Annotated in this window: 26 protein-coding genes and 1 tRNA gene; 10 read left to right on the top strand and 17 right to left on the bottom strand. The window is 69.1% G+C overall.

Annotated elements, in window-relative coordinates; translation table 11 throughout:
- The first annotated feature begins 1 nt into the window (after position 1).
- Positions 2-1,063 carry a type II toxin-antitoxin system antitoxin DNA ADP-ribosyl glycohydrolase DarG gene (darG, locus tag AC27L4_RS16910; protein WP_487143396.1) on the top strand — a complete coding sequence of 354 codons (1,062 nt, stop codon included), beginning with the start codon at positions 2-4 and terminating at the stop codon, positions 1,061-1,063.
- A gap of 181 nt (positions 1,064-1,244) precedes the next feature.
- Here the strand turns inward: darG and cysK are convergent, their stop codons facing one another.
- From cysK to AC27L4_RS16870, 8 genes are all read right to left on the bottom strand, one after another.
- Positions 1,245-2,231 (bottom strand): cysteine synthase A, encoded by a 987-nt coding sequence (gene cysK / locus AC27L4_RS16905; protein ID WP_487143395.1) that lies wholly within the window; start codon positions 2,229-2,231, stop codon positions 1,245-1,247.
- A 96-nt stretch (positions 2,232-2,327) separates the two neighbouring features.
- Complete coding sequence (locus tag AC27L4_RS16900; protein WP_487143394.1) at positions 2,328-2,777, bottom strand: RrF2 family transcriptional regulator; 450 nt, start codon at positions 2,775-2,777, stop codon at positions 2,328-2,330.
- Positions 2,778-2,792: 15 nt separating this feature from the next.
- Positions 2,793-3,248: a dUTP diphosphatase gene (gene dut / locus AC27L4_RS16895; protein WP_487143393.1), complete on the bottom strand. Its 456-nt coding sequence runs from the start codon at positions 3,246-3,248 to the stop codon at positions 2,793-2,795.
- A 65-nt stretch (positions 3,249-3,313) separates the two neighbouring features.
- A complete protein-coding gene (gene coaBC / locus AC27L4_RS16890) occupies positions 3,314-4,564 on the bottom strand; it encodes a bifunctional phosphopantothenoylcysteine decarboxylase/phosphopantothenate--cysteine ligase CoaBC (protein WP_487143392.1) in 1,251 nt (416 codons plus the stop codon).
- A gap of 63 nt (positions 4,565-4,627) precedes the next feature.
- Entirely contained in the window at positions 4,628-5,401 is a 774-nt protein-coding gene (locus tag AC27L4_RS16885) for an AcvB/VirJ family lysyl-phosphatidylglycerol hydrolase (protein WP_487143391.1), read from the bottom strand.
- 91 nt (positions 5,402-5,492) lie between these two features.
- A complete protein-coding gene (gene infC, locus AC27L4_RS16880) occupies positions 5,493-6,032 on the bottom strand; it encodes a translation initiation factor IF-3 (RefSeq protein WP_487143825.1) in 540 nt (179 codons plus the stop codon).
- Positions 6,033-6,218: 186 nt separating this feature from the next.
- Positions 6,219-7,547, bottom strand: a complete 1,329-nt coding sequence (locus tag AC27L4_RS16875; protein ID WP_487143390.1) for a hemolysin family protein — start codon at positions 7,545-7,547, stop codon at positions 6,219-6,221.
- 184 nt (positions 7,548-7,731) lie between these two features.
- Positions 7,732-8,979, bottom strand: a complete 1,248-nt coding sequence (locus AC27L4_RS16870) for a glycosyltransferase family 4 protein (protein ID WP_487143389.1) — start codon at positions 8,977-8,979, stop codon at positions 7,732-7,734.
- A 45-nt stretch (positions 8,980-9,024) separates the two neighbouring features.
- Between AC27L4_RS16870 and AC27L4_RS16865 the strand changes: the two genes are divergently transcribed.
- The 4 genes from AC27L4_RS16865 to leuB all read left to right on the top strand — a co-directional run bounded on the left by AC27L4_RS16865 (position 9,025) and on the right by leuB (position 12,902).
- The gene (locus AC27L4_RS16865) at positions 9,025-9,798 is read left to right on the top strand and encodes an alpha/beta hydrolase (protein ID WP_487143388.1); all 774 of its coding nucleotides are present in this window, start codon (positions 9,025-9,027) and stop codon (positions 9,796-9,798) included.
- Between the two features lie 78 nt (positions 9,799-9,876).
- The gene (locus AC27L4_RS16860; RefSeq protein ID WP_487143387.1) at positions 9,877-10,659 is read left to right on the top strand and encodes a 3-hydroxybutyrate dehydrogenase; all 783 of its coding nucleotides are present in this window, start codon (positions 9,877-9,879) and stop codon (positions 10,657-10,659) included.
- Positions 10,656-11,678, top strand: a complete 1,023-nt coding sequence (locus AC27L4_RS16855) for a patatin-like phospholipase family protein (RefSeq protein WP_487143386.1) — start codon at positions 10,656-10,658, stop codon at positions 11,676-11,678. Before AC27L4_RS16860 ends, AC27L4_RS16855 begins: the two co-directional genes overlap by 4 nt.
- A gap of 117 nt (positions 11,679-11,795) precedes the next feature.
- Positions 11,796-12,902 (top strand): 3-isopropylmalate dehydrogenase, encoded by a 1,107-nt coding sequence (gene leuB, locus AC27L4_RS16850; protein WP_487143385.1) that lies wholly within the window; start codon positions 11,796-11,798, stop codon positions 12,900-12,902.
- Between the two features lie 15 nt (positions 12,903-12,917).
- Here the strand turns inward: leuB and AC27L4_RS16845 are convergent, their stop codons facing one another.
- Entirely contained in the window at positions 12,918-14,063 is a 1,146-nt protein-coding gene (locus tag AC27L4_RS16845; RefSeq protein ID WP_487143384.1) for a hypothetical protein, read from the bottom strand.
- A gap of 241 nt (positions 14,064-14,304) precedes the next feature.
- On the opposite strand from AC27L4_RS16845, the gene AC27L4_RS16840 reads away from it, so the two are divergent.
- Positions 14,305-15,339 carry an aspartate-semialdehyde dehydrogenase gene (locus tag AC27L4_RS16840; RefSeq protein WP_487143383.1) on the top strand — a complete coding sequence of 345 codons (1,035 nt, stop codon included), beginning with the start codon at positions 14,305-14,307 and terminating at the stop codon, positions 15,337-15,339.
- A gap of 295 nt (positions 15,340-15,634) precedes the next feature.
- On the opposite strand, the gene proB is transcribed toward AC27L4_RS16840, so the two are convergent.
- On the bottom strand, positions 15,635-16,765 hold the full coding sequence (gene proB / locus AC27L4_RS16835) for a glutamate 5-kinase (protein ID WP_487143382.1): 1,131 nt from the start codon (positions 16,763-16,765) through the stop codon (positions 15,635-15,637).
- 112 nt (positions 16,766-16,877) lie between these two features.
- Positions 16,878-17,759 (bottom strand): 3-hydroxybutyryl-CoA dehydrogenase, encoded by an 882-nt coding sequence (locus tag AC27L4_RS16830; RefSeq protein WP_487143381.1) that lies wholly within the window; start codon positions 17,757-17,759, stop codon positions 16,878-16,880.
- 306 nt (positions 17,760-18,065) lie between these two features.
- Here AC27L4_RS16830 and AC27L4_RS16825 point away from each other — a divergent pair.
- Positions 18,066-18,140: transfer RNA gene (locus tag AC27L4_RS16825), tRNA-Val, on the top strand.
- Between the two features lie 13 nt (positions 18,141-18,153).
- On the opposite strand, the gene AC27L4_RS16820 is transcribed toward AC27L4_RS16825, so the two are convergent.
- Positions 18,154-18,342, bottom strand: coding sequence for a hypothetical protein (locus AC27L4_RS16820; RefSeq protein ID WP_487143380.1), 189 nt, complete (start codon positions 18,340-18,342; stop codon positions 18,154-18,156).
- Positions 18,339-18,713: a hypothetical protein gene (locus AC27L4_RS16815; RefSeq protein WP_487143379.1), complete on the bottom strand. Its 375-nt coding sequence runs from the start codon at positions 18,711-18,713 to the stop codon at positions 18,339-18,341. The genes AC27L4_RS16820 and AC27L4_RS16815 overlap by 4 nt, the downstream gene beginning before the upstream one ends.
- Before the next feature lie 320 nt (positions 18,714-19,033).
- On the opposite strand from AC27L4_RS16815, the gene AC27L4_RS16810 reads away from it, so the two are divergent.
- The gene (locus AC27L4_RS16810) at positions 19,034-19,366 is read left to right on the top strand and encodes a hypothetical protein (protein WP_487143378.1); all 333 of its coding nucleotides are present in this window, start codon (positions 19,034-19,036) and stop codon (positions 19,364-19,366) included.
- Positions 19,367-19,415: 49 nt separating this feature from the next.
- On the opposite strand, the gene AC27L4_RS16805 is transcribed toward AC27L4_RS16810, so the two are convergent.
- Positions 19,416-19,898, bottom strand: a complete 483-nt coding sequence (locus tag AC27L4_RS16805; RefSeq protein ID WP_487143377.1) for a hypothetical protein — start codon at positions 19,896-19,898, stop codon at positions 19,416-19,418.
- A gap of 291 nt (positions 19,899-20,189) precedes the next feature.
- On the opposite strand from AC27L4_RS16805, the gene AC27L4_RS16800 reads away from it, so the two are divergent.
- Both AC27L4_RS16800 and AC27L4_RS16795 read left to right on the top strand, forming a co-directional pair.
- On the top strand, positions 20,190-20,888 hold the full coding sequence (locus tag AC27L4_RS16800) for a corrinoid protein (protein WP_487143376.1): 699 nt from the start codon (positions 20,190-20,192) through the stop codon (positions 20,886-20,888).
- A 53-nt stretch (positions 20,889-20,941) separates the two neighbouring features.
- Positions 20,942-21,553: a DUF1638 domain-containing protein gene (locus AC27L4_RS16795; RefSeq protein ID WP_487143375.1), complete on the top strand. Its 612-nt coding sequence runs from the start codon at positions 20,942-20,944 to the stop codon at positions 21,551-21,553.
- Positions 21,554-21,557: 4 nt separating this feature from the next.
- Here the strand turns inward: AC27L4_RS16795 and AC27L4_RS16790 are convergent, their stop codons facing one another.
- From AC27L4_RS16790 to rlmN, 3 genes are all read right to left on the bottom strand, one after another.
- On the bottom strand, positions 21,558-22,103 hold the full coding sequence (locus AC27L4_RS16790) for an invasion associated locus B family protein (RefSeq protein WP_487143374.1): 546 nt from the start codon (positions 22,101-22,103) through the stop codon (positions 21,558-21,560).
- Positions 22,104-22,288: 185 nt separating this feature from the next.
- Complete coding sequence (locus AC27L4_RS16785; RefSeq protein WP_487143373.1) at positions 22,289-22,810, bottom strand: hypothetical protein; 522 nt, start codon at positions 22,808-22,810, stop codon at positions 22,289-22,291.
- Positions 22,807-24,063, bottom strand: a complete 1,257-nt coding sequence (rlmN, locus tag AC27L4_RS16780) for a dual-specificity RNA methyltransferase RlmN (RefSeq protein ID WP_487143372.1) — start codon at positions 24,061-24,063, stop codon at positions 22,807-22,809. The genes AC27L4_RS16785 and rlmN overlap by 4 nt, the downstream gene beginning before the upstream one ends.
- Positions 24,064-24,479: the final 416 nt, after the last annotated feature.

The raw sequence follows: 24,479 nt of genomic DNA, 5'->3' as shown, positions 1-24,479 counted from the left end.
GATGATCGAATTCAGGACCGGTGATATCTTCAGGGCGGACGCGGAAGCGCTCGTCAACACGGTCAACTGTGTCGGCGTCATGGGCCGCGGCATTGCCCTTCAGTTTAAGAATGCGTTTCCGGAGAACTTCAAGGCATACGAAATCGCCTGCAGGCGCGAAGAGGTGCAGCCGGGCAGGATGCTCGTGTTCGAGACAGGTACGCTTACCAATCCTCGGTACATCATCAATTTCCCGACCAAACGGCACTGGCGCGGCAAGAGCCGGATGGAGGACATCGAGGCCGGGCTCAAGGCGCTCGTCGAGGTGATCCACAATCGCGGTATTCGCTCGATTGCCATACCGCCTCTCGGCAGCGGCCTGGGCGGCCTCGACTGGACGGACGTCCGCCCACGCATCGTCCACGCGCTGCGCGGCATCGATGATCTCGACGTCACGATCTTCGAACCCAACGGTGCCCCGGTCGAGACGAAGTCGCGGGACGTTCCGAAGATGACCCCTGGCCGGGCCGCCCTCGTCATGCTCATGCATCGCTATCTGGGCGGGCTCATGGACCCGTTCGTGACGCTCCTCGAACTGCACAAGCTCATGTACTTCATGCAGGAGGCGGGCGAGCCGCTGCAGTTGCAATACGCCAAGGCTCCATACGGACCATATGCGGAGAACTTGCGCCACGTTCTGCGAGCCGTCGAAGGGCACCTCATCGCGGGCTATGATGACGGGGGCGACGCGCCCGACAAGACGCTGGAACTGGTCCCCGGCGCCGTCAATGACGCCGAGGCCTTCCTGGCCGGGAAGCAGGACACGGTCGGCCGCTTCGATCGTGTCGGTGAGCTGGTCGAGGGATTCGAGACGCCATTCGGTCTCGAATTGCTTGCGAGCGTCCACTGGGTTGCGAGCCGGGAGAACGCAACCGGCCCCGATGAAGTGACAACCAAGGTCCATGCCTGGAACGATCGCAAGAGGCGCTTCTCGCCCAGGCAGATCGACATCGCCTTTGAAACCCTTCGCACAAAGGGCTGGCTGACCGGGATGTCCCGGAAAGGGGGCGCCAGGGTTGCCTAAAGCGTTTTGCGATTTGACGGACTCGCGTCAAGTCGCAAAGACGCGTCGAAACAAGGAGTTGGAGCAAAGCGCGTTTCCACCAAAACGCGCTTTGCTCTAGCCGCCCCCGTCCCTTCCGGCTCCGCCATCCCGAAATTGGGACAAAGTCGGGCGGGGAGCCCCCGCCTGTCGCACCGCGCTCCTACAGCCCCTCGAACAGGGCGCTCGAAATGTAGCGCTCGGCGAAGGAGGGGAGGATCACCACGATCGATTTGCCGTCCATGCCCGGCCGCGCCGCCAGTTCGAGCGCGGCCGCGACGGCGGCACCGGAGGAGATGCCGCCGGGAATCCCCTCGACACGGGCCAGCAGGCGGGCGGTGTCGAAGGCGGTCTGGTTGCCGACGGTGATGATGTCGTCGATGATCGAGCGGTCGAGCACCTCGGGGATGAAGCCGGCGCCGATGCCCTGGATCTTGTGCGGGCCGGGCTGGCCGCCGGACAGCACCGGCGAGTCCTCCGGCTCCACCGCGACGATCCGGAGGCTGGGCTTGCGCGGCTTCAGCACCTGGCCGACGCCGGTGATGGTGCCGCCGGTGCCGACGCCGGAGACGAAATAGTCGATATCGCCGTTGGTGTCGTTCCAGATCTCCTCCGCCGTGGTCTTGCGGTGGATCTCGGGATTGGCCGGGTTGCGGAACTGCTGCGGGATCACCGCGTTCGGCAATTCCTTGACGATCTCCTCGGCCTTGGCGACGGCGCCGCGCATGCCCTGGGAAGCGGGGGTCAGCACCAGCTCGGCGCCGAGCAGGGCCAGCATCTTGCGGCGCTCGATCGACATGGATTCCGGCATCACCAGGATCAGCCGATACCCGCGCGCGGCGGCGACGAAGGCGAGCGCGATGCCGGTGTTGCCCGAGGTCGGCTCGACCAGCACGGTCTCGGCGGTGACGGCGCCGGACTGCTCCAGCGCGTCGATCATGCTGACGCCGATGCGGTCCTTGACGCTGGAGATCGGGTTGAAGAACTCCAGCTTGGCCAGGATGCGGGCCTTGACGTTGCGGGCCTTGGCCAGCCGGTTGAGCTGGACCAGCGGCGTGTCGCCGATCGTCTCGGTGATCGACTGATAGACGCGTCCGCGGCCCGGCGCATGCGCCGTCGCGGTGTTGGAGGGCTGCGCGGAAGCGACCATGGCGTTCATTCCCGATTGCGTGGTTGAAGGGAAGCAGGCATTATTTACATAATTATTCGATATTTACGTCAAAACACATTCCAAAATTGACGAGCCTCAGATGGCGAAGTCGATGCCGACCGGCGCGCCGCCGAACACGCCCTTGCCCTCGGCGTCGCGGACGAGATCGTCGACGGTGATCCGGTCGAGCTCGGCCAGGAAGGCGTCGGACGCGCGGCCGACGGCAGGACCGATCACATGATCGACCAGGCGCGAGGACGGAGCCGGCTCGTCGTCGAGAGCGGCCGCTGTCATGGCGGCGCGGACGACGTCGCCGGCGGTGATGCGCCGCCGCTCCCGGGCAAGCTCATAGCCGCCGCGCGGGCCGCGCACGCCCTTGAGGATGCCGTGGCGGACCAGGGCCTGCAGCAGGGTCTCCAGATGCCGCGGCGGCAGGGCGTGCCGGGCGGCGAGCGCCTTGGCGGCCACGGGCGCAGGGCGGGCATGGTGGGCGATATCGACCACGGCGGCGATGCCCAGCATCGAACGGCGCGACAGAAGCTGCATACCCGGGCCTCTCCCCTATGAGGCGGCGGTCCCCGTCGAACCGAAGCCGCCCGCCCCACGCGTCGTCTCGTCCACGGCTACCGCCTCGACCGGCGCGACCCGCGTGACCGGCGCGATCACCAGCTGCGCGATCCGCATGCCGTGCGTCACGACGAACGGCTCCGATCCGAGATTGATCAGCGAGACCTTCACCTCGCCGCGATAATCGGCGTCGACCGTACCCGGGGCGTTCAAGACGGTGATGCCGCTTTTCACAGCCAGTCCGGAGCGGGGACGCACTTGTCCTTCATAGCTCTGTGGAATTTGGAACACCAGCCCCGTCGGCACGAGGGCCCGGCCGAACGGCGCGAGCACCAGGGCTTCCCCCCCCAGCGCCGCCATCAGATCCATGCCGGCGGCGCCCTCGCTCTGATAGGCGGGCAGAGGCAGGTCCGCGGCATGGGAAAGCTTGACGATCGGAAGGGACAGCATGGGCGCACCAGCGGTTGAGGGTGGGGATCTTGCAGGATTTCAGGACCGCGGCGGGACGGGCGCCGTCACGGCCGCGCGACGAGCCGGGCCATGCGCTCGACCAGCGCCCGCGCCACCGCCGCCTTGTCCATCTCCGACCAGCTCTCGACGCCGTCGGCCGTCACCAGGTGCACGGTGTTGCGGTCGCCGCCCATCACGCCGCTGCCGGCGGAGACGTCGTTGGCGACGATCAGGTCGGCGCCCTTGCGCGCGAGCTTGGCCTTGGCATGCTCGATGACCTTCTCGGTCTCCGCGGCAAAGCCGACGACCAGCGGCGGGCGTCCCGCCGGCTCCCGGGCGATGGTCGCCAGGATGTCGGGGTTCTCCACCAGCGCGAGTTGCGGCGCGCCGCCGGCGCCCTTCTTGATCTTCTCGGTTCCGGCTGCGGCCACGCGCCAGTCGGCCACCGCCGCGGCGAAGACGGCGATGTCGGCCGGCATGGCCTGGCGCACCGCCTCCAGCATCTCGCGCGCCGTCTCGACCGCGACGGTGCGCACCCCCGGGGGCGGGGCGATCGTCACCGGGCCGGACACCAGCGTCACCCGCGCCCCGGCCGCCGCCGCGGCGGCGGCAATGGCGTAGCCCTGCTTGCCGGAGGAGCGGTTGGCGATGAAGCGGACGGGATCGATCGGCTCATGGGTCGGCCCCGCCGTCACCAGCACATGCCGGCCGGCAAGCGGCTGCGGCGCGGACGGCCCGGCGCCCGGCAGCGGAATCGCGGTGTCGCCGGCGAGAGCCGCCTCGACCGCCGCGACGATCTCCAGCGGCTCGGCCATGCGTCCGGGGCCGAACTCGCCGCAAGCCATCTCGCCCTCGTTCGGGCCGACCAGGGCCACGCCATCCGCCGCCAGCACCGCGCGGTTGCGGACGGTGGCCGGATGCAGCCACATCCGCACATTCATGGCGGGAGCGATCAGCACCTTCTTGTCGGTGGCCAGCAGGGTGGTGGAGGCAAGGTCGTCCGCCCGTCCCTGCGCCATCTTCGCCATCAGGTCGGCGGTGGCCGGGGCGACGACCAGCAGATCGGCGTCGCGCGAGAGCTGGATGTGTCCCATCTCCACCTCGTCGGTGAGGGAGAACAGGTCGGTGAACGCCTTGTCGCCGGTGAGGGCGGCGACGGAGAGCGGCGTGACGAACTCCTGGGCCGCCCGGGTCAGGATCGCCCGCACGCGCGCGCCGCGTTCCCGCAGGCGGCGAATCAGATCCAGGGCCTTGTAGGCGGCGATGCCGCCGCCGATGACGAGCAGGATGCGCTTGCCGGCGAGGGAGGAGGTCATGGGCTCATTCCAGTGCGTGAGCGGCATAGCACGCCGGAAGACCCGCGGTGAATTCCCGTCCGCCTACGGATTGGAAACCGGGCTCGGCACCCCGGCCAGCACGCGCCGCGCCACCCCGTCATAATCGCCGTCGAAATGATGGCCGCCGGGCAGGGTGACGATCTCGACCCGCAGGGGATCGAGCAGGTCGCAGGCCGAGCGCCGGCCTTCGTCGGCGCCCTGGATGCACTGGATCCTGGGCCCGTCGATGCCGGCGATCGCCGGCATCGTCCGACGGTGTGCGGCCGCCATCTTCCAGAAGCCGACGGCATAGTCGGCGATGCGCGACAGCCCGATCAGCGACACCAGACGCACCCGGGCCCGGGTGGCCGGGGCAAGGTCGGCGAACACCGTCGCCGCCACGTCGGCGCCGAAGGAATAGCCGACCAGGATCAGCGGCCGGTCGGGCGGGAAGACCGCGACCATGCGCTCGATGACGGCGGCGGTCTCCTCGGGCGTGCGGCGCCAGATGAAATAGGCGAGGCTGTTGAGGCCGACGGTGGTGACGCCGGCCCGGGCGAAATCACGTGCCAGCCGGTCGCCCAAGCCCCACCAGCCGCCGTTGCCCGACAGCAGGATGGCGATCGGGCCGTGCGGGTCGTGGCCGTCCACCATCACCACCGGCAGGTCGGCCAGGCCCGGGGGCACCTCGGCGGCGAGCGGCTGGCCGAGCCTGCCCCAGAGCGGCCGGGCGAACTGCGGGAACCAGCGCGGCACGATCCGGCTGGCGCCATAGACCAAGCCCAGCGCCGCGCACAACGCGACGCCGAGGCGAACGAGGGATCGGGATCTGATCATACGACACCGCTGCGGCAGAACGGCTGTTGTCCACGCGCAGCAAGGCGCCACGAAGGCGCAAAAGCGGCATCGGCATGCCGCAACCGGCGCCTCAGCGAGGCGCCAGCACCATCACCATCTGCCGGCCTTCGAGCGCGGCATCGGATTCGACCTTGGCGATCGTCCCGGTGTCGTCCTTGACCCGGTTGAGCAGGCGGTAGCCGATCTCCTGGTGCGCCATCTCGCGCCCGCGGAAGCGCAACGTCACCTTGACCTTGTCGCCTTCCTCGAAGAAGCGCTTCATCGCCTTCATCTTGACGTCGTAGTCATGGTCGTCGATCGCCGGCCGGAGCTTGATCTCCTTGATCTCGACGGTCTTCTGGTTCTTGCGGGCCTCGGCAGCCTTCTTCTGTTCGTTGAACTTGAACTTGCCGTAGTCCATGATCTTGCAGACGGGCGGCTCGGCATTGGCCGCCACCTCGACCAGATCGAGCCCGGCCTCGAAAGCCATGGCGATCGCGGTCCTCGTCTCAGTGATCCCGCGGTTCTGGCCGTCTTGATCGATCAGCATGACTTCGCGGTTTCGGATCTCCTCGTTGGTGCGCGGACCGTCTTTCACGACCGGCGCTGCGGTCCTCATCGGGCGACGAATGGCTGTGGTCTCCTGTGCCGTTTCGCTGTTGTCTCGTATGGCGCGCAAAAGGGCTCACGCTCGCGGCGCGCCGGATCGAACAAGATTGGCGCGAAGCGGCCCGAAGTCAACGGGTCGAGCTCGAACCGTCGCAGAATCCTGCATTCGGAATGCCGTCGGAGGCGATTGAATCACCAGCACCGGGGCTCACGCGGCGGCCGGCAGGCGCGACACCAGGAGCTTGTCGATGCGCCGGCCGTCCATGTCGACCACCTCGAATCGCCAGCCCGCCCATGAGACATGGTCGCCCTCCTCCGGCATGCGGGCCAGGCGGCTGAGCACGAAGCCGGCGATGGTGTGGAAATCCTCGTCCTTCGGCCAGTCGGAGATCTGCAGCCGCGCGAAGGCCTCCACGGCGCTCATGCCGCCGTCGACCAGCAATGAGCCGTCCTCGCGCACCGCCACTTCCGGCGAGGGATCGCCGGCATCGGCGATGTCGCCGGCCAGGGCCTCGAGCAGATCGGTCTGGGTGACGAGCCCCTGCAGGGCGCCGTATTCGTCGACCACGATCGCCATCCGCACCGGCTGGGCCTTGAAATGCTCCAGCACGCTGAGGACCGGGATCGACTCGTACAGGACCAGCGGCTGGCGCAGCATCGCCATCGGATCGAACTGCTTGCCGTCGAGGGCCTGGTCGAGCAGGTCGCGCTTGAGCATCATGCCGACGACGTTGTCGGACTCGCCCCGCCCGACCAGCAACTGCTCGTGCGGGCAGTCGCGAATCGCCTTCAGCGTCACGTCCAGCGGGTCGTCGGCATCGATCCAGTGAATGTCCGGCCGCGGCGTCATGAAATCGCCGATCGGCCGCTCGCCGATGTTGAAGATGCGCTCGACCACCTCGTGCTGGGTCTGCTTGAGCAGGCCCGCCTGGTGGCTGGCGGCGACCAGCATCTTCAGCTCCTCGGCCGAATGCAGCGATTCCTCGCCCGCGCCGGGTTGCAGGCCGGCGAGGCGCAGCGTCTGGTTGCCGAGCCAGTTGAGCGAGGCGATCGCCGGGCGGAAGACGGCGAGGAACCAGCCGAGGGGGCGGACCACGGCCAGCGAGGTCCTCTCGCTGCGCTGCAAAGCCAGGCTCTTGGGCGCCAGCTCGCCGAACACGATGTGCATCGCCGTGATGATGGTGAAGGCGATGATCACCGCGATGGTGTGGGCGCCGGCGGCGGGAAGGTTGCCCGGCAGCCACGACAGCAGAGGCTCGATGACGCGCGCCAGCGCCGGCTCGCCGAGCCAGCCCAGGCCGAGGGACGAGATGGTGATGCCGAACTGGCAGGCGGCGAGATAGGCGTCGAGCCGCTCGGTGGCGCGCTGCAGCCCCCTGGCGTTCGATCGTCCCTCGGCGACCAGTTCCGCGACCCGGCTGCGCCGGACCGCCACCAGCGCGAATTCGGCCGCCACGAAGAATCCGTTGGCGAGAACCAGGAAGACCACGGCGAGCAGGCCGAGAACCACCATCGTCGTATCGTCGAGAAGAGACATTCCATCCGTCAGGAGCGGTCAATCGGAGGGCGATGGATAGCATAGGCGTGGGGTGATCGTCGCGCTCCTTGCGGGAGGTGGACCTTCCGCCGGCGGCGGGCGTCGAGCCGAGGCGGTCGCCACCCGCGGTCCCACCCTGTCGACCGGGGGTGGGCCACCAGGCTCGTCCGGGCGCCGGAACGCCCTACATGCCGGCCGCCAGGACCTCCGCATAGACGGCGAGCGTCGCCCGGCTCATCGCCTCCAGCGAAAAGTGCTGCTCCACATGGGCCCGCGCCCGCAGCGCCAGGGCGTCGCGGGCCGAGGCGCCGAGGTCGAGAGCTTCGGCCAGCGCCTCGGCCAGGGCAGCGGGGTCCCCGGGCGGCACGCGCCAGCCGGTGCGCACCAGCGAGGGTGTGTCGGGCGGGGCCAGCACGGTTTCGGGCGTTGCGCCATGATCGGCGACGATCACCGGGCAGCCCATGGCCTGCGCCTCCACCGCCGTGCGGCCGAAGGCTTCGGGGCTGGTGGAGGGAATCGCGGCAGCGGCCGAAGCCAGATAGGCGGCCGGCATGTCCGAGCAATGGCCGACGCGGCGCACCAGCCCGACCAGCCCCTTCTCCACCACCATGGCATCGAGCGCGGCGACATAGCCGTCCCGCCCCTGATGGTCGCCCGCCAGCACGAAGGCCGTGTCCTGCCGGCCCTGGCCGACCAGGATGGCCGCAGCCTCGATCAGCACGCGCTGGCCCTTCCAGCCGGTGAGGCGGCCGGGCAGCAGCACGATGCGCTGATGCGGCGCCACGCCCCAGAGCTGGCGGAGCGCCTCGACCCGGTCATGCGACACCGCCGCCGGGCTGAAGACCGAAAGGTCGGTGCCGCGATGGATCACGCGCAGGCGCGGGGCCGCCTCCGGCCACGCCTCGATGATCGCCCGGGCGGTAAAGTGCGAGTTGGCGATGACGGCGTCGCCCCGGGCCATGATCGAGTTGTAGCGCTGCTTCAGGCTGTTCGTCGCCGAGTAGGCGCCGTGATAGGTGGTGACGAACGGCACGCGCAGGCGCCGGGACGCCCAGTAGCCCGACCAGGCGGGGGCACGCGAGCGGGCATGGATGATGTCGACGTTCTCCTCGTTCGCGAGGCGGATCAGCCGGCCGACATTGCTCCAGATGCGCAGCGGATTCTTGCTGGCGGCCGGAAACGGCACCCACAGGCCGCCTCGCGCCTGCAGCTCGCCGACCAGCCGGCCGCCCTGGGTGGCGACGAGGGCGCGGGCGCCGGCATCCGCCAGCGCCGCGGCAATGTCGATGGCGGTGCGCTCGGCACCGCCCTCCTCCAGGGTCGGTATGAGCTGCAGGACCGTGACGCCGACGAGGGACTCGAGGGCGCCGCGGCGGTCCCCGACCGCACCGGCGCCCGAAAATGCTGCTGTGGTGACTGGAACATCCGGCATGGCATCGCTTATAAGCACGCCCCCCTGGCCGAGGAAACCTCCTCCATGTCCGAACCCAATTTTCTCGATGTCGGCGAAGGCGCGGAACAGCGGCGCATCGCCTGGCGGCACCAGCCGGGCGCGGCCGGCGCCCTGCGGCCGGGCGTGGTCTGGCTCGGCGGATTCCGCTCCGACATGCTGGCGACCAAGGCGAGCCACCTCTCCGAATGGGGCGCCCGCACCGGCCGGCCGGTGACGCGCCTGGACTATTCCGGCCACGGCGAATCGGGCGGACGCTTCGAGGACGGCACGATCGGGCGCTGGCTGGAGGAAACGCTGGCGGTGATCGCGGCTGCGACCGCCGGCCCGTCGATCCTGGTCGGCTCCTCGATGGGCGGCTGGATCGCCCTGCTGGCGGCCCGACGCCTGGCCGGCACGGCCAGGGCGCCCGCCGGCCTGGTGCTGATCGCTCCGGCGGCCGACTTCACGGAACGGCTGATGTGGGCCGAATTTCCCGAGGCGGTGAAACGCGAGGTAATGGAGCGCGGCTTCTGGCTGCGGCCGTCGGCCTATTCGGACGAGCCCTATCCGATCACCCGGGCCCTGATCGAGGAGGGCCGGCGCCACCTCCTGCTCGATGCCGGCCTCGCCCTCGCCTGCCCGGTGCACATCCTGCAGGGCATGGCCGACCCGGACGTGCCCTGGCAGCATGCCATGGCGCTGGTCGAGCGCCTCGACGCCGACGCGGTGACGACCACGCTGATCAAGGACGGCGATCATCGCCTGTCGCGCCCGCAGGATCTCGCCATGCTGATCGAGGCGGTGGAGCGCACCGCCTGACCGCCGCCGCACGCCCGCCTGTCACACCGCTGCCACGATACGGGCGGAGATGATGCAGTGCAACACGAGGATGCCTCCATGCTCAAAGACAAGGCCGCCGTCGTCACCGGCTCCACCTCCGGCATCGGGCTCGCCATGGCGCGCGCCTTCGCCAAGGAGGGCGCGCACATCATGCTGAACGGGCTCGGCGACGCCGCCGAGATCGAGAAGACCCGGGCCGGCATCGAGGCCGAGTTCGGCGTCAAGGTGCTGTTCTCGGGCGCGAACCTGATGAACGGCGCCGAGGTGACCAAGCTGGTCACCGATGCCGAGGCCGCCTTCGGCACCGTGGACGTGCTGGTCAACAACGCCGGCATCCAGCATGTCGACCCGATCGACGTGTTTCCGGACGACAAGTGGGAGGCGATCATCCGCCTCAACCTCGTCGCCTCGTTCTACGCCATCAAGGCGGCCCTGCCCGGCATGAAGAAGACGGGCTGGGGCCGCATCATCAACACCGCCTCGGCGCATGCTCTCGTCGCCTCGCCGTTCAAGTCCGCCTACGTCGCCGCCAAGCACGGCATCGCCGGCCTGACCAAGACGGTGGCGCTCGAGGTGGCCGAGCAGGGCATCACCTGCAACTCGATCTGCCCCGGCTATGTCTGGACGCCGCTGGTAGAGGCGCAGATCCCCGACACGATGAAGGCACGCAACCTGACCCGCGAGCAGGTCATGCACGACGTGCTCCTCACCGCCCAGCCGACCAAGCAGTTCGTCACCGTCGACCAGGTCGCGGCCCTGGCCGTGTTCCTGTGCACGGACGCCGCCTCCCAGATCACCGGCGCGAACCTGTCCATGGACGGCGGGTGGACGGCCGCGTGAAGGCCAGGCCGAGGAAGCCCGTCAACCTGGCGCTGCAGGGCGGAGGCGCCCACGGCGCCTTCACCTGGGGCGTGCTCGACGCGCTGCTGGAGGACGGCCGGCTCGAGGTCAAGGCGATCACCGGCACCAGCGCCGGCGCGATGAACGCCGTGGTCTGCGCCGAAGGCTATCTGGAGGGCGGCTGCGACGGCGCCCGCCGCCAGCTCGAGCTGTTCTGGCGCGAGGTCAGCCGCGAGGGCGCATTCTCGCCGCTGCAGCGCACCCTGTTCCAGCGCCTGATGGGCGACTGGTCGCTCGACCGCTCCTGGATCGCCCAGTGGTGGGAAACGTCGCTGCGGATGTACAGCCCCTACGAGCTCAATCCGCTGAACCTCAATCCGATGCGCGACTTCCTGGCCGGGATCATCGATTTCGACCGCGTGCGCCGCGAGGCCGGCATCCAGCTGTTCATCTCCGCCACCAATGTGCGCACCGGTCGCATCCGCGTCTTCGAGAACCACGAGCTGACCGCGGACATGGTGATGGCCTCGGCCTGCCTGCCGCAGACCTTCCAGGCCGTGATGGTCGACGGCGAGGCCTATTGGGACGGCGGCTACATGGGCAATCCGGCCATCTTCCCGCTGTTCTACAAGCCGACGCCGGACGACACCCTCCTCGTTCAGATCAATCCGATCCATCGCGACGAGCTGCCGCGCAGCGTGGTGGACATCGCCAACCGGCTGAACGAGATCACCTTCAACGCCTCGCTGCTGAGCGAGTTCCGCGCCATCAAGACGATCAAGGACCTGATCGCCAAGGGGCGGCTCACCGTGCACGAGTACCGCGACGTGCGCCTGCACCGCATCGCCGTCGACAGCACGATCAAGAACCTCGACGCCTCCTCCAAGCTCAATGCCGAGTGGGATTTCCTGCTGATGCTGCGGGACAAGGGCCGGGAGGCGGGCCGGCGCTTCCTGGCCGAGCACTTCGACGATATCGGCAAGAGGGCGACGCTGGATCTGGCCGATCCGACGGCCTGACCGCCGGCCGATGCGCGCCTTGCACCGGCCAGCCCCCTCGTCTAAGGCATCGTCCGCGGATGGGCGCCGGCCGCGGGCGACGCCGCATCGCGTCCGGCATTCCCCAGAGGTGACGACATGGCGACCCACAAGCTCCTGCTCCTGCCCGGCGACGGCATCGGCGTCGAAGTGATGGCGGAGGTGAAGCGCCTCGTCGCCTTCCTCAACACGTCCGGCCTCGCCTCCTTCGAGACGGAGGAGGATCTGGTCGGCGGCAGCGCCTACGACGCCCACGGCAAGGCGATCTCCGACGCGGCCATGGATCTGGCCCAGGCGGCGGACGCGGTGATCTTCGGCGCGGTCGGCGGACCGAAATGGGCCGACGTGCCTTACGAGGCCCGTCCCGAGGCCGGCCTCCTGCGTCTGCGCAAGGATCTCGGCCTGTTCGCCAATCTGCGCCCGGCCGTGTGCTATCCCGCCCTCGCCGACGCATCCTCGCTCAAGCGCGAGCTGGTCGAAGGCCTCGACATCATGATCGTGCGCGAGCTCACCGGCGGCGTCTATTTCGGCGAGCCCAAGGAGATCGTCACGCTGGAGAACGGCCAGAAGCGCGCCGTCGACACGCAGGTCTATTCCACCTTCGAGATCGAGCGCATCGCCCGCGTCGCCTTCGACCTCGCCAAGGTGCGCCGCAACAAGGTGACGAGCTCGGAAAAGCACAACGTCATGAAGTCCGGCGTGCTGTGGAAGCAGGTGGTGACCGCCGTCCACAAGGCGGAATATCCGGGCATCACCCTCGAGCACATGCTCGCCGACAATTGCGGCATGCAGCTGGTGCGCACGCCCAAGCAGTTCGACGTCATCGTCTGCGACAACCTGTTCGGTGACATGCTCTCCGACGTCGCGGCCATGCTGACCGGCTCGCTGGGCATGCTGCCCTCGGCCTCGCTGGGCGAGGCCGACGCCAAGACCGGCAAGCGCAAGGCGATGTACGAGCCCGTGCACGGCTCGGCGCCCGACATCGCCGGCAAGGGCCTCGCCAACCCGATCGCCACCCTCGCCTCGTTCGGCATGGCGCTGCGCTACTCCTTCGGCCTTGCGGAGGCGGCCGACCGGCTCGACCGGGCCATCGCCGCGGTGCTCGACCAGGGCCTGCGCACCCGCGACATCGCCGCTCCCGGCAAGAACTCGGTCTCGACCAGCGAGATGGGCGCGGCCGTGGTCGAGGCGATGGCCAGGGCCTGACCGCAGCCCGCGGTCCTATTGCGCGGCAAAGCTGCTGCGCAGCTTCGGCAGCACAGCGCCGCTGTCGAACCAGGCGCGCCGGGCGCCGGTGGCCCGAAGGTCGCCGGCGCCGCAATAGTCGCGCCGCCGCTCGGCTCCGGCGAAGAAGGCGCGCAGCCGCGCATCGCCCATGGCGACCAGAGCCAGCCTGTCCACCAGGCATCGCGCCATGCGGCGATCGACGGGGACGTCCGCGCTGCCGCAATAGAGGCCGTCGAAGACCAGCTCCAGATGCGGCACCTGCCGGCTGAAGGCGAGGCAGGCCCGGCCGCCGGCCGCCACCTCGACGGCGGCGAAGGCGCCGAACTTGCTCGGCATCGGCCGCGGCATCGCGGTGCCGGCGACGGACGCCTCGGCCAGGCGCGCCGCGGCGCCCGCCACGTCGAGCGGCGTGCCGGTGACGCGCCGCTGCACCGAGACGGCGATGAACGGACCGGCCTGCGCCAGCGAGCCGACGCGCAGCGTGTCACGCCGGGCATCGCCGTCGACGCGCCGCTCCCCGACATAGCGCGGGCTCGCGATCCCGTTCGGCAGCGGCAGCGCGAACAGTTCCAGCGGCCGCTCGACCACCACCCATCCCTGTTCCCAGGTCGTCCCGAAGCTCGGCGGCGCCGAGGCAGCGGGCCGTGCATGCGGGATCGCCGCCCAGGCGAGACCGGCAAGGGTCAGGGCGGCGGCGATACCCGCGGCGACGCGCTTGCGGGCGCAAAGGCGCAAGACGGCGAGGCCGAAGCTGAAGGGTCGGATCACGGCGGCGGCGATCCGTCGCATCCTCCACACGAAGTCGGCAAGGCCTGAAGCCGCTGCATCGGCCAGTCCGCCGGCACCAGCGGCGGCAAGATGCAGCGCCAGGCGCCGGCAGGTCCGAGCCGGCCGCCGGATGCGGTCCGGGACGACGAGCCTCGCCGGCCGGAGCCGGACCGCCCATGCGGTGAAGCCGATCCGCCCGCCCCGATCATCCGCGCACCAGCCCCGCAGGGCGGAGCAGGCGCGGAACAGGCGCCCGGCCATCGCCGCCGCCAGCTGCCAGCCGTGCCGGCGCAGCCGCCCGGTCCGCGCCGGGCCGGCCCGTTCGAGCTGCGCATGCACCAGTGCGGCCCGCATCTCCGCGAGATAAGTCATGACACCATCCCGGCCGTTGATCCGGCCTGTCCTGCGCATCATGAAGCCGTGCCGGCGGTTGCCCGTTCCTTGCCGGCGGCCGGCAATCCGATCTCAGCCTTAACCATCGCCGATCAAGGATCGTTAACGTTCCGTTGCCGCAGACCTCGAATTTGCCAGACGACGGCATGAGTGATACTTCCACGCGCCCGCGCATCGTGCAGCGGGCGGACGCACGCTGGAGTGCGAAAGGAAGAGGACAGTGGGTTACAAGGTCGCCGTCGTCGGCGCCACAGGCAATGTGGGCCGCGAAATGCTGAACATCCTGGCCGAGCGGGCGTTCCCCGCCGACGAGGTCGTGGCGCTTGCTTCGCGCCGCAGCCTGGGTACGGAAGTTTCGTATGGCGACACGATCCTGAAAACCAAGGCCCTCGACACTTACGACTTCTCCGACACCGACATCTGCCTGATGTCGGCGGGCGGCGAGGTGTCCAAGGAATGGTCGCCGAAGATCGGCGCGCAGGGCTGCGTCGTCATCGACAATTCCTCGGCCTGGCGCTACGACCAGGACGTTCCGCTGATCGTGCCGGAAGTGAACGCCGACGCCATCGCCGGCTTCACCAAGAGGAACATCATCGCCAATCCGAACTGCTCCACGGCCCAGCTGGTGGTGGCGCTGAAGCCGCTGCACGACCTCTACGGCATCAAGCGCGTGGTGGTCTCGACCTACCAGTCGGTCTCCGGAGCCGGCAAGGAAGCGATGGACGAGCTCTTCACCCAGACGCGCGCCGTCTTCGTCACCGATCCGGTCGAGGCGAAGAAGTTCCCCAAGCGCATCGCCTTCAACGTGATCCCCCACATCGACGTGTTCATGGAGGACGGGTACACGAAGGAGGAGTGGAAGATGATGGTCGAGACCAAGAAGATCCTCGACCCGAAGATCAAGCTCTCCGCCACCTGCGTGCGCGTGCCGGTGTTCGTCGCCCATTCCGAGGCGGTCAACATCGAATTCGAGAAGCCGGTGACGGCCGACGAGGCGCGCGACGTGCTGCGCTCCGCGCCGGGCTGCCTGGTGATCGACAAGCGCGAGCCCGGCGGCTACATCACGCCCTACGAGGCGGCGGGCGAGGACGCGACCTACATCTCGCGCATCCGCGAGGACGCGACGGTCGAGAATGGCCTGGCGATGTGGATCGTCTCCGACAACCTGCGCAAGGGCGCGGCGCTGAATGCGATCCAGATCGCCGAATGCCTGGTCAACCGCAAGCTGCTCGCCAACCGCAAGCACGCGGCCTGACTCGCGATACCATCGCCGCCGGCGACCCGGCCTTCAATCCAGCCCCTCTTCTGTCCGGAAGAGGGGCTTTTTATTGCCGCGCCGTCACCGGCGGACCGGTCCGAAGCCGGCCTGCCGGCACGATACCATCCATTGCCCGCGGACCGGCGTCCGAAGGCCGGCCACCATGTTATCCCCCAAGCAACAGGCCGTAGCTTCTGCCCCCCGGGGCAAGATGCTGTTTGAACAGCTCGCGATGCTCTTGCCCCGCACCAGAGCGGGACTTCACCGCAGGGCCTGTAAGAGCCCCCCGCCGTCAGGCCTCGATGCCGCCGAACAGCGTCATGTCGTCGCGGTGGATCATCTCGCTGCGGCCGCGATAGCCGAGCACGCCCTCGATCGCCTTGCTCCTGCGCCCGGCGATCTGGGCAGCGTCGCCGACGTCGTAGGCGACGATGCCGCGGCCGACCTCGGCGCCGGCGGGGTCGCGGATCACCACCGCATCGCCGCGGGCGAAGGAGCCCTCGACCCGCACCACCCCGGCCGGCAGCAGGCTGGCGCCGCCGCGCAGGGCCTTGGCCGCGCCGGCGTCGACATGCAGCGCCCCGCGCGGCTCCAGATGGCCGGCGATCCACTTCTTGCGGGCGGTGACCGGGTTCGACGAGGTCAGGAACCAGGTGCAGCGGCCGCCATTCTCGATATGCGCCAGCGGCGAGAGCATGTGGCCGGAGGAGATCACCATGGCCGTGCCGCCGCCGACCGCGATCTTGGCCGCCTCGACCTTGGTGCGCATGCCGCCGCGCGACAATTCCGAGGCGGCTTCGCCGGCGACGCCCTCGATCTCGGCGGTGATCCGCGGCACGACCGGGATGAGCTGGGCGTTGGGGTCGCGGCTCGGCGGCGCGGTGTAGAGCCCGTCGATGTCGGAGAGCAGCACCAGGCAGTCCGCCGCGGCCATGGTGGCGACACGGGCCGCCAGGCGGTCATTGTCGCCGTAGCGGATCTCGGAGGTCGCCACCGTGTCGTTCTCGTTGACGACCGGCACGCACTTCAGCTCCAGCAGCTTGGCGATGGTGTTGCGGGCGTTGAGGTAGCGCCGCCGCTCCTCGGTGTCGTTGAGGGTCACCAGGATCTGCGCCGCGGTCAGCTTGCGCTGGCCGAGCGCGTCGGCCCAGGCATGGGCGAGGGCGATCTGGCCGACCGCGGCCGCCGCCTGGCTGGCCTCGAGCGTCAGCGCCCCTTTCGGCAGCTTCAGGATGGTGCGGCCGAGGGCGATGGCGCCCGACGACACCACCAGCACGTCGGCGCCGCGCCCGGCATGGCGCGCCAGGTCGTCGACGAGCGAGGCCAGCCAGTCGTGCCGCGGCCGGCCCTTGGCCTTGTCGATCAGGATCGAGGAGCCGATCTTGACCACGATGCGGCGATAGCTGCTGAGCGAGGGTATCATGACGGGAATCATCGGAACGGCCCCGCCCGGGGCAGCCGGGCGACAGTCTTGACGGATCGCGCGGCCGCCGCCCGGCGCGCCGGGCCCTGCGGCAGGCGGCCGGGAGGCAGGCTCAGCGGGTCGGGACCGGCTTCTCGCCGCGATAGTCGTAGAAGCCGCGCTTGACCTTGCGGCCGAGCCAGCCGGCCTCGACATATTTGACCAGCAGCGGGCAGGGCCGGTACTTCGAATCGGCCAGCCCCTCATGCAGCACCTGCATGATGGACAGGCAGGTGTCGAGGCCGATGAAGTCGGCCAGCTGCAGCGGCCCCATCGGGTGGTTGGCGCCGAGCTTCATCGCGGTGTCGATCGAGTCGACCGTGCCGACGCCCTCGTAGAGCGTGTAGATCGCCTCGTTAATCATCGGCAGCAGGATACGGTTGACGATGAAGGCCGGGAAGTCCTCGGAGACGGCGATGGTCTTGTCGAGCCGGTTGCAATAGCCCTTGGCCGCGTCGAAGGTGGAGTCCTCGGTGGCGATGCCGCGGATCAGCTCGACCAGCTGCATCACCGGCACCGGGTTCATGAAATGGATGCCGATGAACTTTTCCGGCCGGTCGGTCGCCGCCGCCAGCCGCGTGATCGAGATCGACGAGGTGTTGGTGGCCAGGATGGCCGACGGCTTCAGGTGGCGGCAGACCTGGCCGTAGATCTTGACCTTGACCTGCTCGTTCTCGGTGGCCGCCTCGATCACCAGGTCGCAGTCGGCGAGGCCCGCCGTGTCGGCGGTGCCGCTGATTCGCGGCAACGCCGCCTGACGCTGGGCCTCGGTGATGGTGCCCTTGGCCACCTGCCGGGCCAGGGTGCCGTTGATCGTGGCGAGGCTCTCGTTGATGCGATCGGTCGAAATGTCGTTGAGGACGACGCCGATGCCGGCCAGCGCCGACACATGCGCGATCCCGCTGCCCATCTGGCCAGCGCCGATGATGCCAACCGTTTTGATCTCGACCGTCATTTCAGTTCCCTAGGGCCTATCATTCGAAGATGGGGTGGCGCGTCGCGGCGAAGCGAAAAGCACCGCCCGCAGCACCCGCTGCCTGCCGATATCTCGCGACCCGGCGTCGATCTTACCCATGCAGCACCAGCGAGGGAAGGACCAACACCGGCGACGCCGCGCGAACCTGCAATGAAATCCGGCCGCCCATCGGTTCCAAGCCAGGCAGGCGCCGGCGAGGTCTTTGACGACATCCGGCAGAAAGAGCGTCTCACCCGCTTGCACGCTCCGCGCCGACCTGTTATGAGGCCGGCCTCCGCAAGCGATGGGCGCGTAGCTCAGCGGGAGAGCACTACGTTGACATCGTAGGGGTCACAGGTTCAATCCCTGTCGCGCCCACCATCGCACCAAGCGCTCAGTTTGAGCGGCCCCGCCGGGTCCATGCCAGCATCTCGACGCCGGCCAGCGCGACGACAGCGCCGATCACCAGCCATTGCGGGCGGCCGGTCATGAAGCTGCCGCCGATCAGCCCGAGCCCCTGGCCGGCCCAGACCAGGCCGACCAGGACCAAGGCTGCGCCGACGACCCGTCCCGCCGTCCTCATCCGGCCTCGGGAGGGCGGCGGCCGCGGGCCAGGACCATGCGGCCGAGCCGGCTGAGCCGATAGCCGATCGGGAAGGCGGCGCGGTTGAAGCGCGGCGCGCTGGGGCCGACCTCGGCGATGCCGAGCTGGATCAGCCGCTCGGCCACGATCGGCCCGACATAGGAGCGCATCGCCAGCGGCTCGAAATCCAGCTTCGCTTTGGCAAGCTCTCCCACCGCACGCCATTCGCGGCCGGTGAGCGCCGTCCGCTCGAGGACCTCCTCGGCCCGCAGCGCCCTCGCCGGCATTGCCGCGCGGCGCGGATCCTCGTCGCCGCGCTGCAGCAGTTGCCGGCGCGGCCCGCTCCGGGGCGCGACTTCGGTATCACTCATCAAATTGAACCGTTTCATGTTGCACCGCACACGATCAATCGCAAACGACAGAGCCCTCGGCCGCTCTGGCCTCGGTGCTCCACCGCGCTCGCCAACCGGGCGACGCGCCTGCCATTCCAGACAGATCGCCCAAGAAGACGGCGAAAACACGAATATCACCACGACGCGATGAGAGTGCCATGCAATCCGCGCAACGCCGGCATCATTGTGCAGCGCATCTATGGATGCTGCAAGGCAATAGAGACGTCCCCATCTCAACCGCTCCCGGATCCCGATCCGGCTTGCCGGGACGGCCCGGCCAGCAACCTTGGGATTGAGCCATGCGCATTCTTCTTTCCGCCTTCGCCCTGGCGCTCGCGACCGCCGGCACCGCTTCGGCCGACACGGTGCCGGCCCGGCATGCCCGCAGCATCGACCTCGGCCCGGTCAAGGGCGTGGCCTACTATACCGCCGAGGCCGACGGCTATCACGTCGTCGCCACCCTGGCCGGCGGCGAGGCGGCGCCCCCGGTCCGGTTCATCGCGACTCTGGCCGACGGCCAGAAGCTGACGATCTCGACGCCCGGCGCCGAGCGGGAGCCCGGCGCCGTCGTCGACATCATCCGCCGCGGCGACAGCCTGTGGATCGACCCGGTCCCGCCCCCGACCCGTTGAGCGCCGCGTCTCGCCATGCACGGGGGAGCCCCGCGCACGGCCGACGGACTCAGCGCCGGGGGTAGCTGTGGAGGATCGCGTCCTCCAGGCCGACCGGCACCTTCAGCGACCAGGCCCGGCAGAGCATGACGACGTCGAGCGGCTCGGCGGCGACCTCGCCCGTCGCCAGGTCGACCCAGCGGCTCTCGCGGCGCCCGTCCCGGAACTCCCAGGCGCGCAGGAAGATCCGGTCCCCGGCCAGCCCGAGAAAGCCCGGCAGGGCGAGGTCGTCGCCCGGCGACCAGTCCTCGGCATATTGGGAAAGCTGGAAATAGGCGCCCGGCACCGGCACGGTGTTGCTGGCATCGTCGAAGGTCACGACCAGCGCCGCCACCCGGTCCCCGCCGCCGGCGATCCAGTCCAGCGCCACGAAGACCTGCGGCTCCGCCGTGGCGATGACCCATCCCGAGCGCCCGCCCTCGGAGCGGAACGCCAGCGAGGCCGGCGCCAGCCGCGTGCGCGCCGTGTCGATGCCGGTGGGAAGATGCGTCATGCCAGGTCCTGCAAGTCCCGGCCCGGGGCGCCGCCGCGCCCCGAACCGCCGTCCCCACTCCTACGCCCAACGGCCGACGATACAAGAGCCGGCCGGCGCGGGAAGGGCCCGATCGGGCGGCCGGGCGCGGCGGCGCGGCCTGCGGCGCGCCGCCGCGCGTCGCGGTTTGACAATCGGATGTCCCCGACGCGACAGCCTGCCGGCATGCCGCCGCGCTACTTGCGTAAGGCGATCATCCGGATCATCGTCTTCCCATCGCGCGTTACTCCCCGGTGCAAGGATCCACCCGACATGGCCGACGGCGACCTCGACCTGAACTCGCTTCCCGACGACGAACTTGTCGAGCAGATGCATGACGATCTCTATGACGGCCTCGCCGACGAGATCGTCGATGGCGTGAACATCCTGCTCGCGCGCGGCTGGACCCCCTACGACGTGCTGACCAAGGCGCTGGTCGAGGGCATGCGCATCGTCGGCATCGATTTCCGCGACGGCATCCTGTTCGTGCCGGAAGTGCTGATGTCGGCCAATTCGATGAAGGCGGGCATGAACGTGCTGCGCCCATTGCTGGCCGAGACGGGCGCGCCCAAGATCGGCAAGATGGTGATCGGCACGGTCAAGGGAGACATCCACGACATCGGCAAGAACCTCGTCACCATGATGATGGAGGGCGCCGGCTTCGAGGTGATCGACCTCGGCATCAACAATCCGGTCGAGAACTACCTGGAAGCCATCGCCAAGCACGAGCCCGAGATCCTCGGCATGTCGGCGCTGCTGACCACGACCATGCCCTACATGAAGGTCGTGATCGACACGATGAAGGAAAAGGGCATCCGCTCCGACTACATTGTGCTGGTCGGCGGCGCGCCGCTGAACGAGGCCTTCGCCGACGCGGTCGGCGCCGATGCCTATTGCCGCGACGCCGCCGTCGCCGTGGAGACGGCCAAGTCGCTGATCGCCCGCCGCCAGGGCGCGGCCCGCCCGGCCTGAACTGAACCGGCGGCCCGCGGGCGGCGCCGGCCCGGCGGGCTCAGGGAGGGGTCATGACCAGCCCCCGCAAGACCCTCGTCATCGCCTGCGGCGCGCTGGCGCGCGAGTTCCTTGCCGTGGTCGAGGCCAATGGCTGGAGCCATCTCGACATCACCTGCCTGCCGGCGATCTGGCACAACCATCCGGAGCGGATCCCCGAGGGGGTCCGGCGCAAGATCCGCGCCGGGCGCAAGCGCTACGACGAGATCCTCTGCCTCTACGGCGATTGCGGCACCGGCGGCCTGCTGGACAAGGTGCTGGAGGAGGAAGGCGTCGAGCGCATCGACGGCCCGCATTGCTACGCCTTCTTCACCGGCCTCGAGGCCTTCGAGGCGATGCAGGAGGCCGAGATCGGCACGTTCTATCTCACCGACTTCCTGCTGCGCCACTTCGAGCGATTCGTGATCAAGGGGCTCGGGCTCGATCGCCACCCGCAGCTCCTGCCGGTCTATTTCGGCAATTACACCCGCATGGTCTATCTGGTGCAGGTGCCGGACCCGGCGCTGGAGCGCAAGGCGCAGGCGGCTGCCGACCGGCTCGGCCTGCGCCTGGAGATCCGCCACACCGGGCTCACCGGGCTGGACCGTTTCCTGGACGGGCGCGGAGCGCCCGCCGCCGCGGACTGAGACCTTACGGGCAGGCCTTGGAGATGGCGTCCAGCGCCTGGGCGAAGCCGGAGAGCGAATAGCGGTCGGTGGTCTTGTTGCCGCGCTTGGACGCGCCCTCGAAAATGACGGCCTTGTTCTTCTTCATCGTGGCGATGACCGTGCCTTCCTCGGCCGCGTTCTTGACCCAGGCGTTCGCCTCCTTGGCATAGAGGGCGAAGCTGGTCTTGCCGATGGTGATCTTGGCGTCGGAGCCGTCCTTCATCGGGAAGCCGGCGATGAAGCTCAGCTCGTTGTGGGTGTTCGCGCTGGTCTTGCGGGTGACGAAGAAGGTGGCGGGGTCGCGGTTGAGGCCGGCCGGCTTGCGCTCCTTCGGGTTGGAGATGGCGAAGCACGACCTGCCCTTGTCCGGGCCGATCTGGAAGGCCTGCCAATCGCCGAACTGGCCGATGGGCGTGGGCTGCGCGGCGGCCGGCGCCGCCGCCGGGTCGGGCTTCTTCTTCGCGGCCATGGCCGGCGTGGCGAGAACGGCGGCGGCGACGAGCGCGAGGAGGAAGGATTTGAACGTCATTGCTGGCTCGATCGATCCGAAAACAAGGTAGCGAGGGGGCAACAGGCCGGCTTCGGGCGAAGCCGGACGGCAGGCGCATCGCGGTCCCATCACGAAAGACAGGGATTCCGGCGAAAATCCGGCCGGTATCCTTCGAATTATATCGCGCAAGATGAGCAAATCGTTAACCGTCGGCGGCCGGCCGGTCAACGCCGGCCGCTGCCGGGAACCGAGGGGCGGCCGAGGGGGCCGGACTCGGGCGGCGCCTTGCGCCCGGCGCCGCGGCCGGCGATCAGCCAGTAGACGGTGCCGGCGACGATGCCGGTGGCGAAGAAGCCGAGCGTCGCGTTCTCTGGCCAGCCATGGGTCGCCGGGTCGCCCGGGAACAGGATCGGCGTCAGCGCGAAGAGACCGCCCATGCCGAAGGCATAGGCCATCCAGGAGGCGACGCCGAAGATCTCGCCGATCAGCGCGGCCAGGATCACCGGCACGAACAGGACGCCGAGCATGACCAGCCAGAGCAGCCACAGGAAGGCGCCGATCGCGTCGGGATCGACGCCGGCGACGGCCGCGACCAGCACGCTGACGCCAGTGAAGGCGGCGAAGGAGGCGAAATTGCCGGCGAGCCCGGAGGCGACCGCCCCGGCGATGCCGCAGACCAGCGCCGCCAGGGCGGCGAAGCCGACGCCGATCGGCACGATCAGCAGGCGGGTGATGACGCGCGTCACGCCTCGTCGGCCCCGTGGATGTAGAAGGCCTCCACCGCCAGCTTCTTCATCGCCTCCGCCTCGAGGGCGTGGCGCTCGCGGGCCCTGAGCTTCTGGCTCTCGCTCTTGAGCTGGCCGCAGGCAGCGAGGATGTCGCGCCCGCGCGGCGTGCGGATCGGCGAGGCATAGCCGGCGCGGAACACCACCTCGGAGAACGCCTCGATCTGCTCCCAGTCCGAGCACTCGTAGACGGTGCCGGGCCAGGGGTTGAACGGGATCAGGTTGATCTTGGCCGGGATGCCCTTGAGCAGCTTCACCAGGCGCCTTGCATCGTCGAGGCTGTCGTTGACGCCCTTCAGCATCACATATTCGAAGGTGATGCGCCGGGCATTGGAGAGGCCGGCATAGTTGCGGCAGGCGTCCAGGAGCTCGGCGATCGGATATTTCCTGTTGAGCGGCACCAGCGTGTCGCGCAGCTCGTCGCGCGTCGCATGCAGCGAGATCGCCAGAGCCGGCGACAGGTCCTGGCCGAGCTGGCCGATCATCGGCACCACGCCGGAGGTCGAGAGCGTGATGCGCCGGCGCGACAGGCAGAGGCCGTCGGGATCCGACATCACCTTCAGCGCCGCGACGACGTTGTCGTAGTTGTAGAGCGGCTCGCCCATGCCCATCATCACCACGTTGGAGACGAAGCGCCCGCCGTCGCGCGGCACGATCGCCCCCTCCGGCGGCGTCTCGCCCGGCCAGTCGCCGAGGCGGTCGCGCGCCACAAGGAGCTGGGCCACCACCTCCGCCGTGGTGAGGTTGCGCACCAGCTTCTGGGTGCCGGTATGGCAGAAGCTGCAGGTCAACGTGCAGCCGACCTGGCTGGAGACGCACAGCGTGCCGCGCGTCTCCTCGGGGATATAGACGGTCTCGATCTCGGCGCCGCGGTCATGCGGGCCGGCGGGCGGCAGGCGCATCAGCCATTTGCGCGTGCCGTCGGCCGAGACCTGCTCGGCGACGATCTCCGGCCGGTCGAGGGTGTAGACCTCGGCCAGGGCATGGCGCAGGTGCTTGGAGACGTTGGTGATCTGGTCGAAGGACTTGGCGCCGCGCACGTAGAGCCAGTGATGCAGCTGGTCGGCGCGCATCCGGCGCTCGCGCTCGGGCACGCCGATCGAGGCCATGGCGGCGATCAGACCGGTACGGTCGAGGCCGGCGAGGGAGGACTTGGCGGCTGGCGCCGCAACGGGCGCGTCGTCCCGCGGCAGGTCGAGGGATAGGGCAGTCATCTTGCGAAAATCCGGGTTTCGGCCGGGGCTTTAGCACGAAACACGGCCAGGGCGAAATCAGCAGCAAACGGGGGCCGGCCATCCCGAGCGGAATCGGACTCGATTTCGCTCGGGATGGCATGCGATCTCGCCAGGGAACACGGCGATTGGGGAGCTGTCGTCACCTGATTCCGTATCGTTGCGTGCGCGTGGATGGCCGGATCAAGTCCGGCCATGCCGCGATTGAACGGACGAGCCCATTTCCCGACGATCGCTTATCTCAGCGCTTATGGATCAAGTCCGCCCATGACGGCCGAGAGGGCGTCGCCTCTCCCGGGAGCGACGTGGTCCGGCCCTGTCTCAGCGCCTATGGGGCCGGATCCCGCCCCTGTCCACACCTGCGCCCACCTCTCCCCCGTGCCTTCGCGGCCCGTGCC

The sequence above is a fragment of the Labrys sp. Lb11 genome, assembly GCF_057554225.1.
This window is presented reverse-complemented; position numbering and strand designations above follow the sequence as displayed.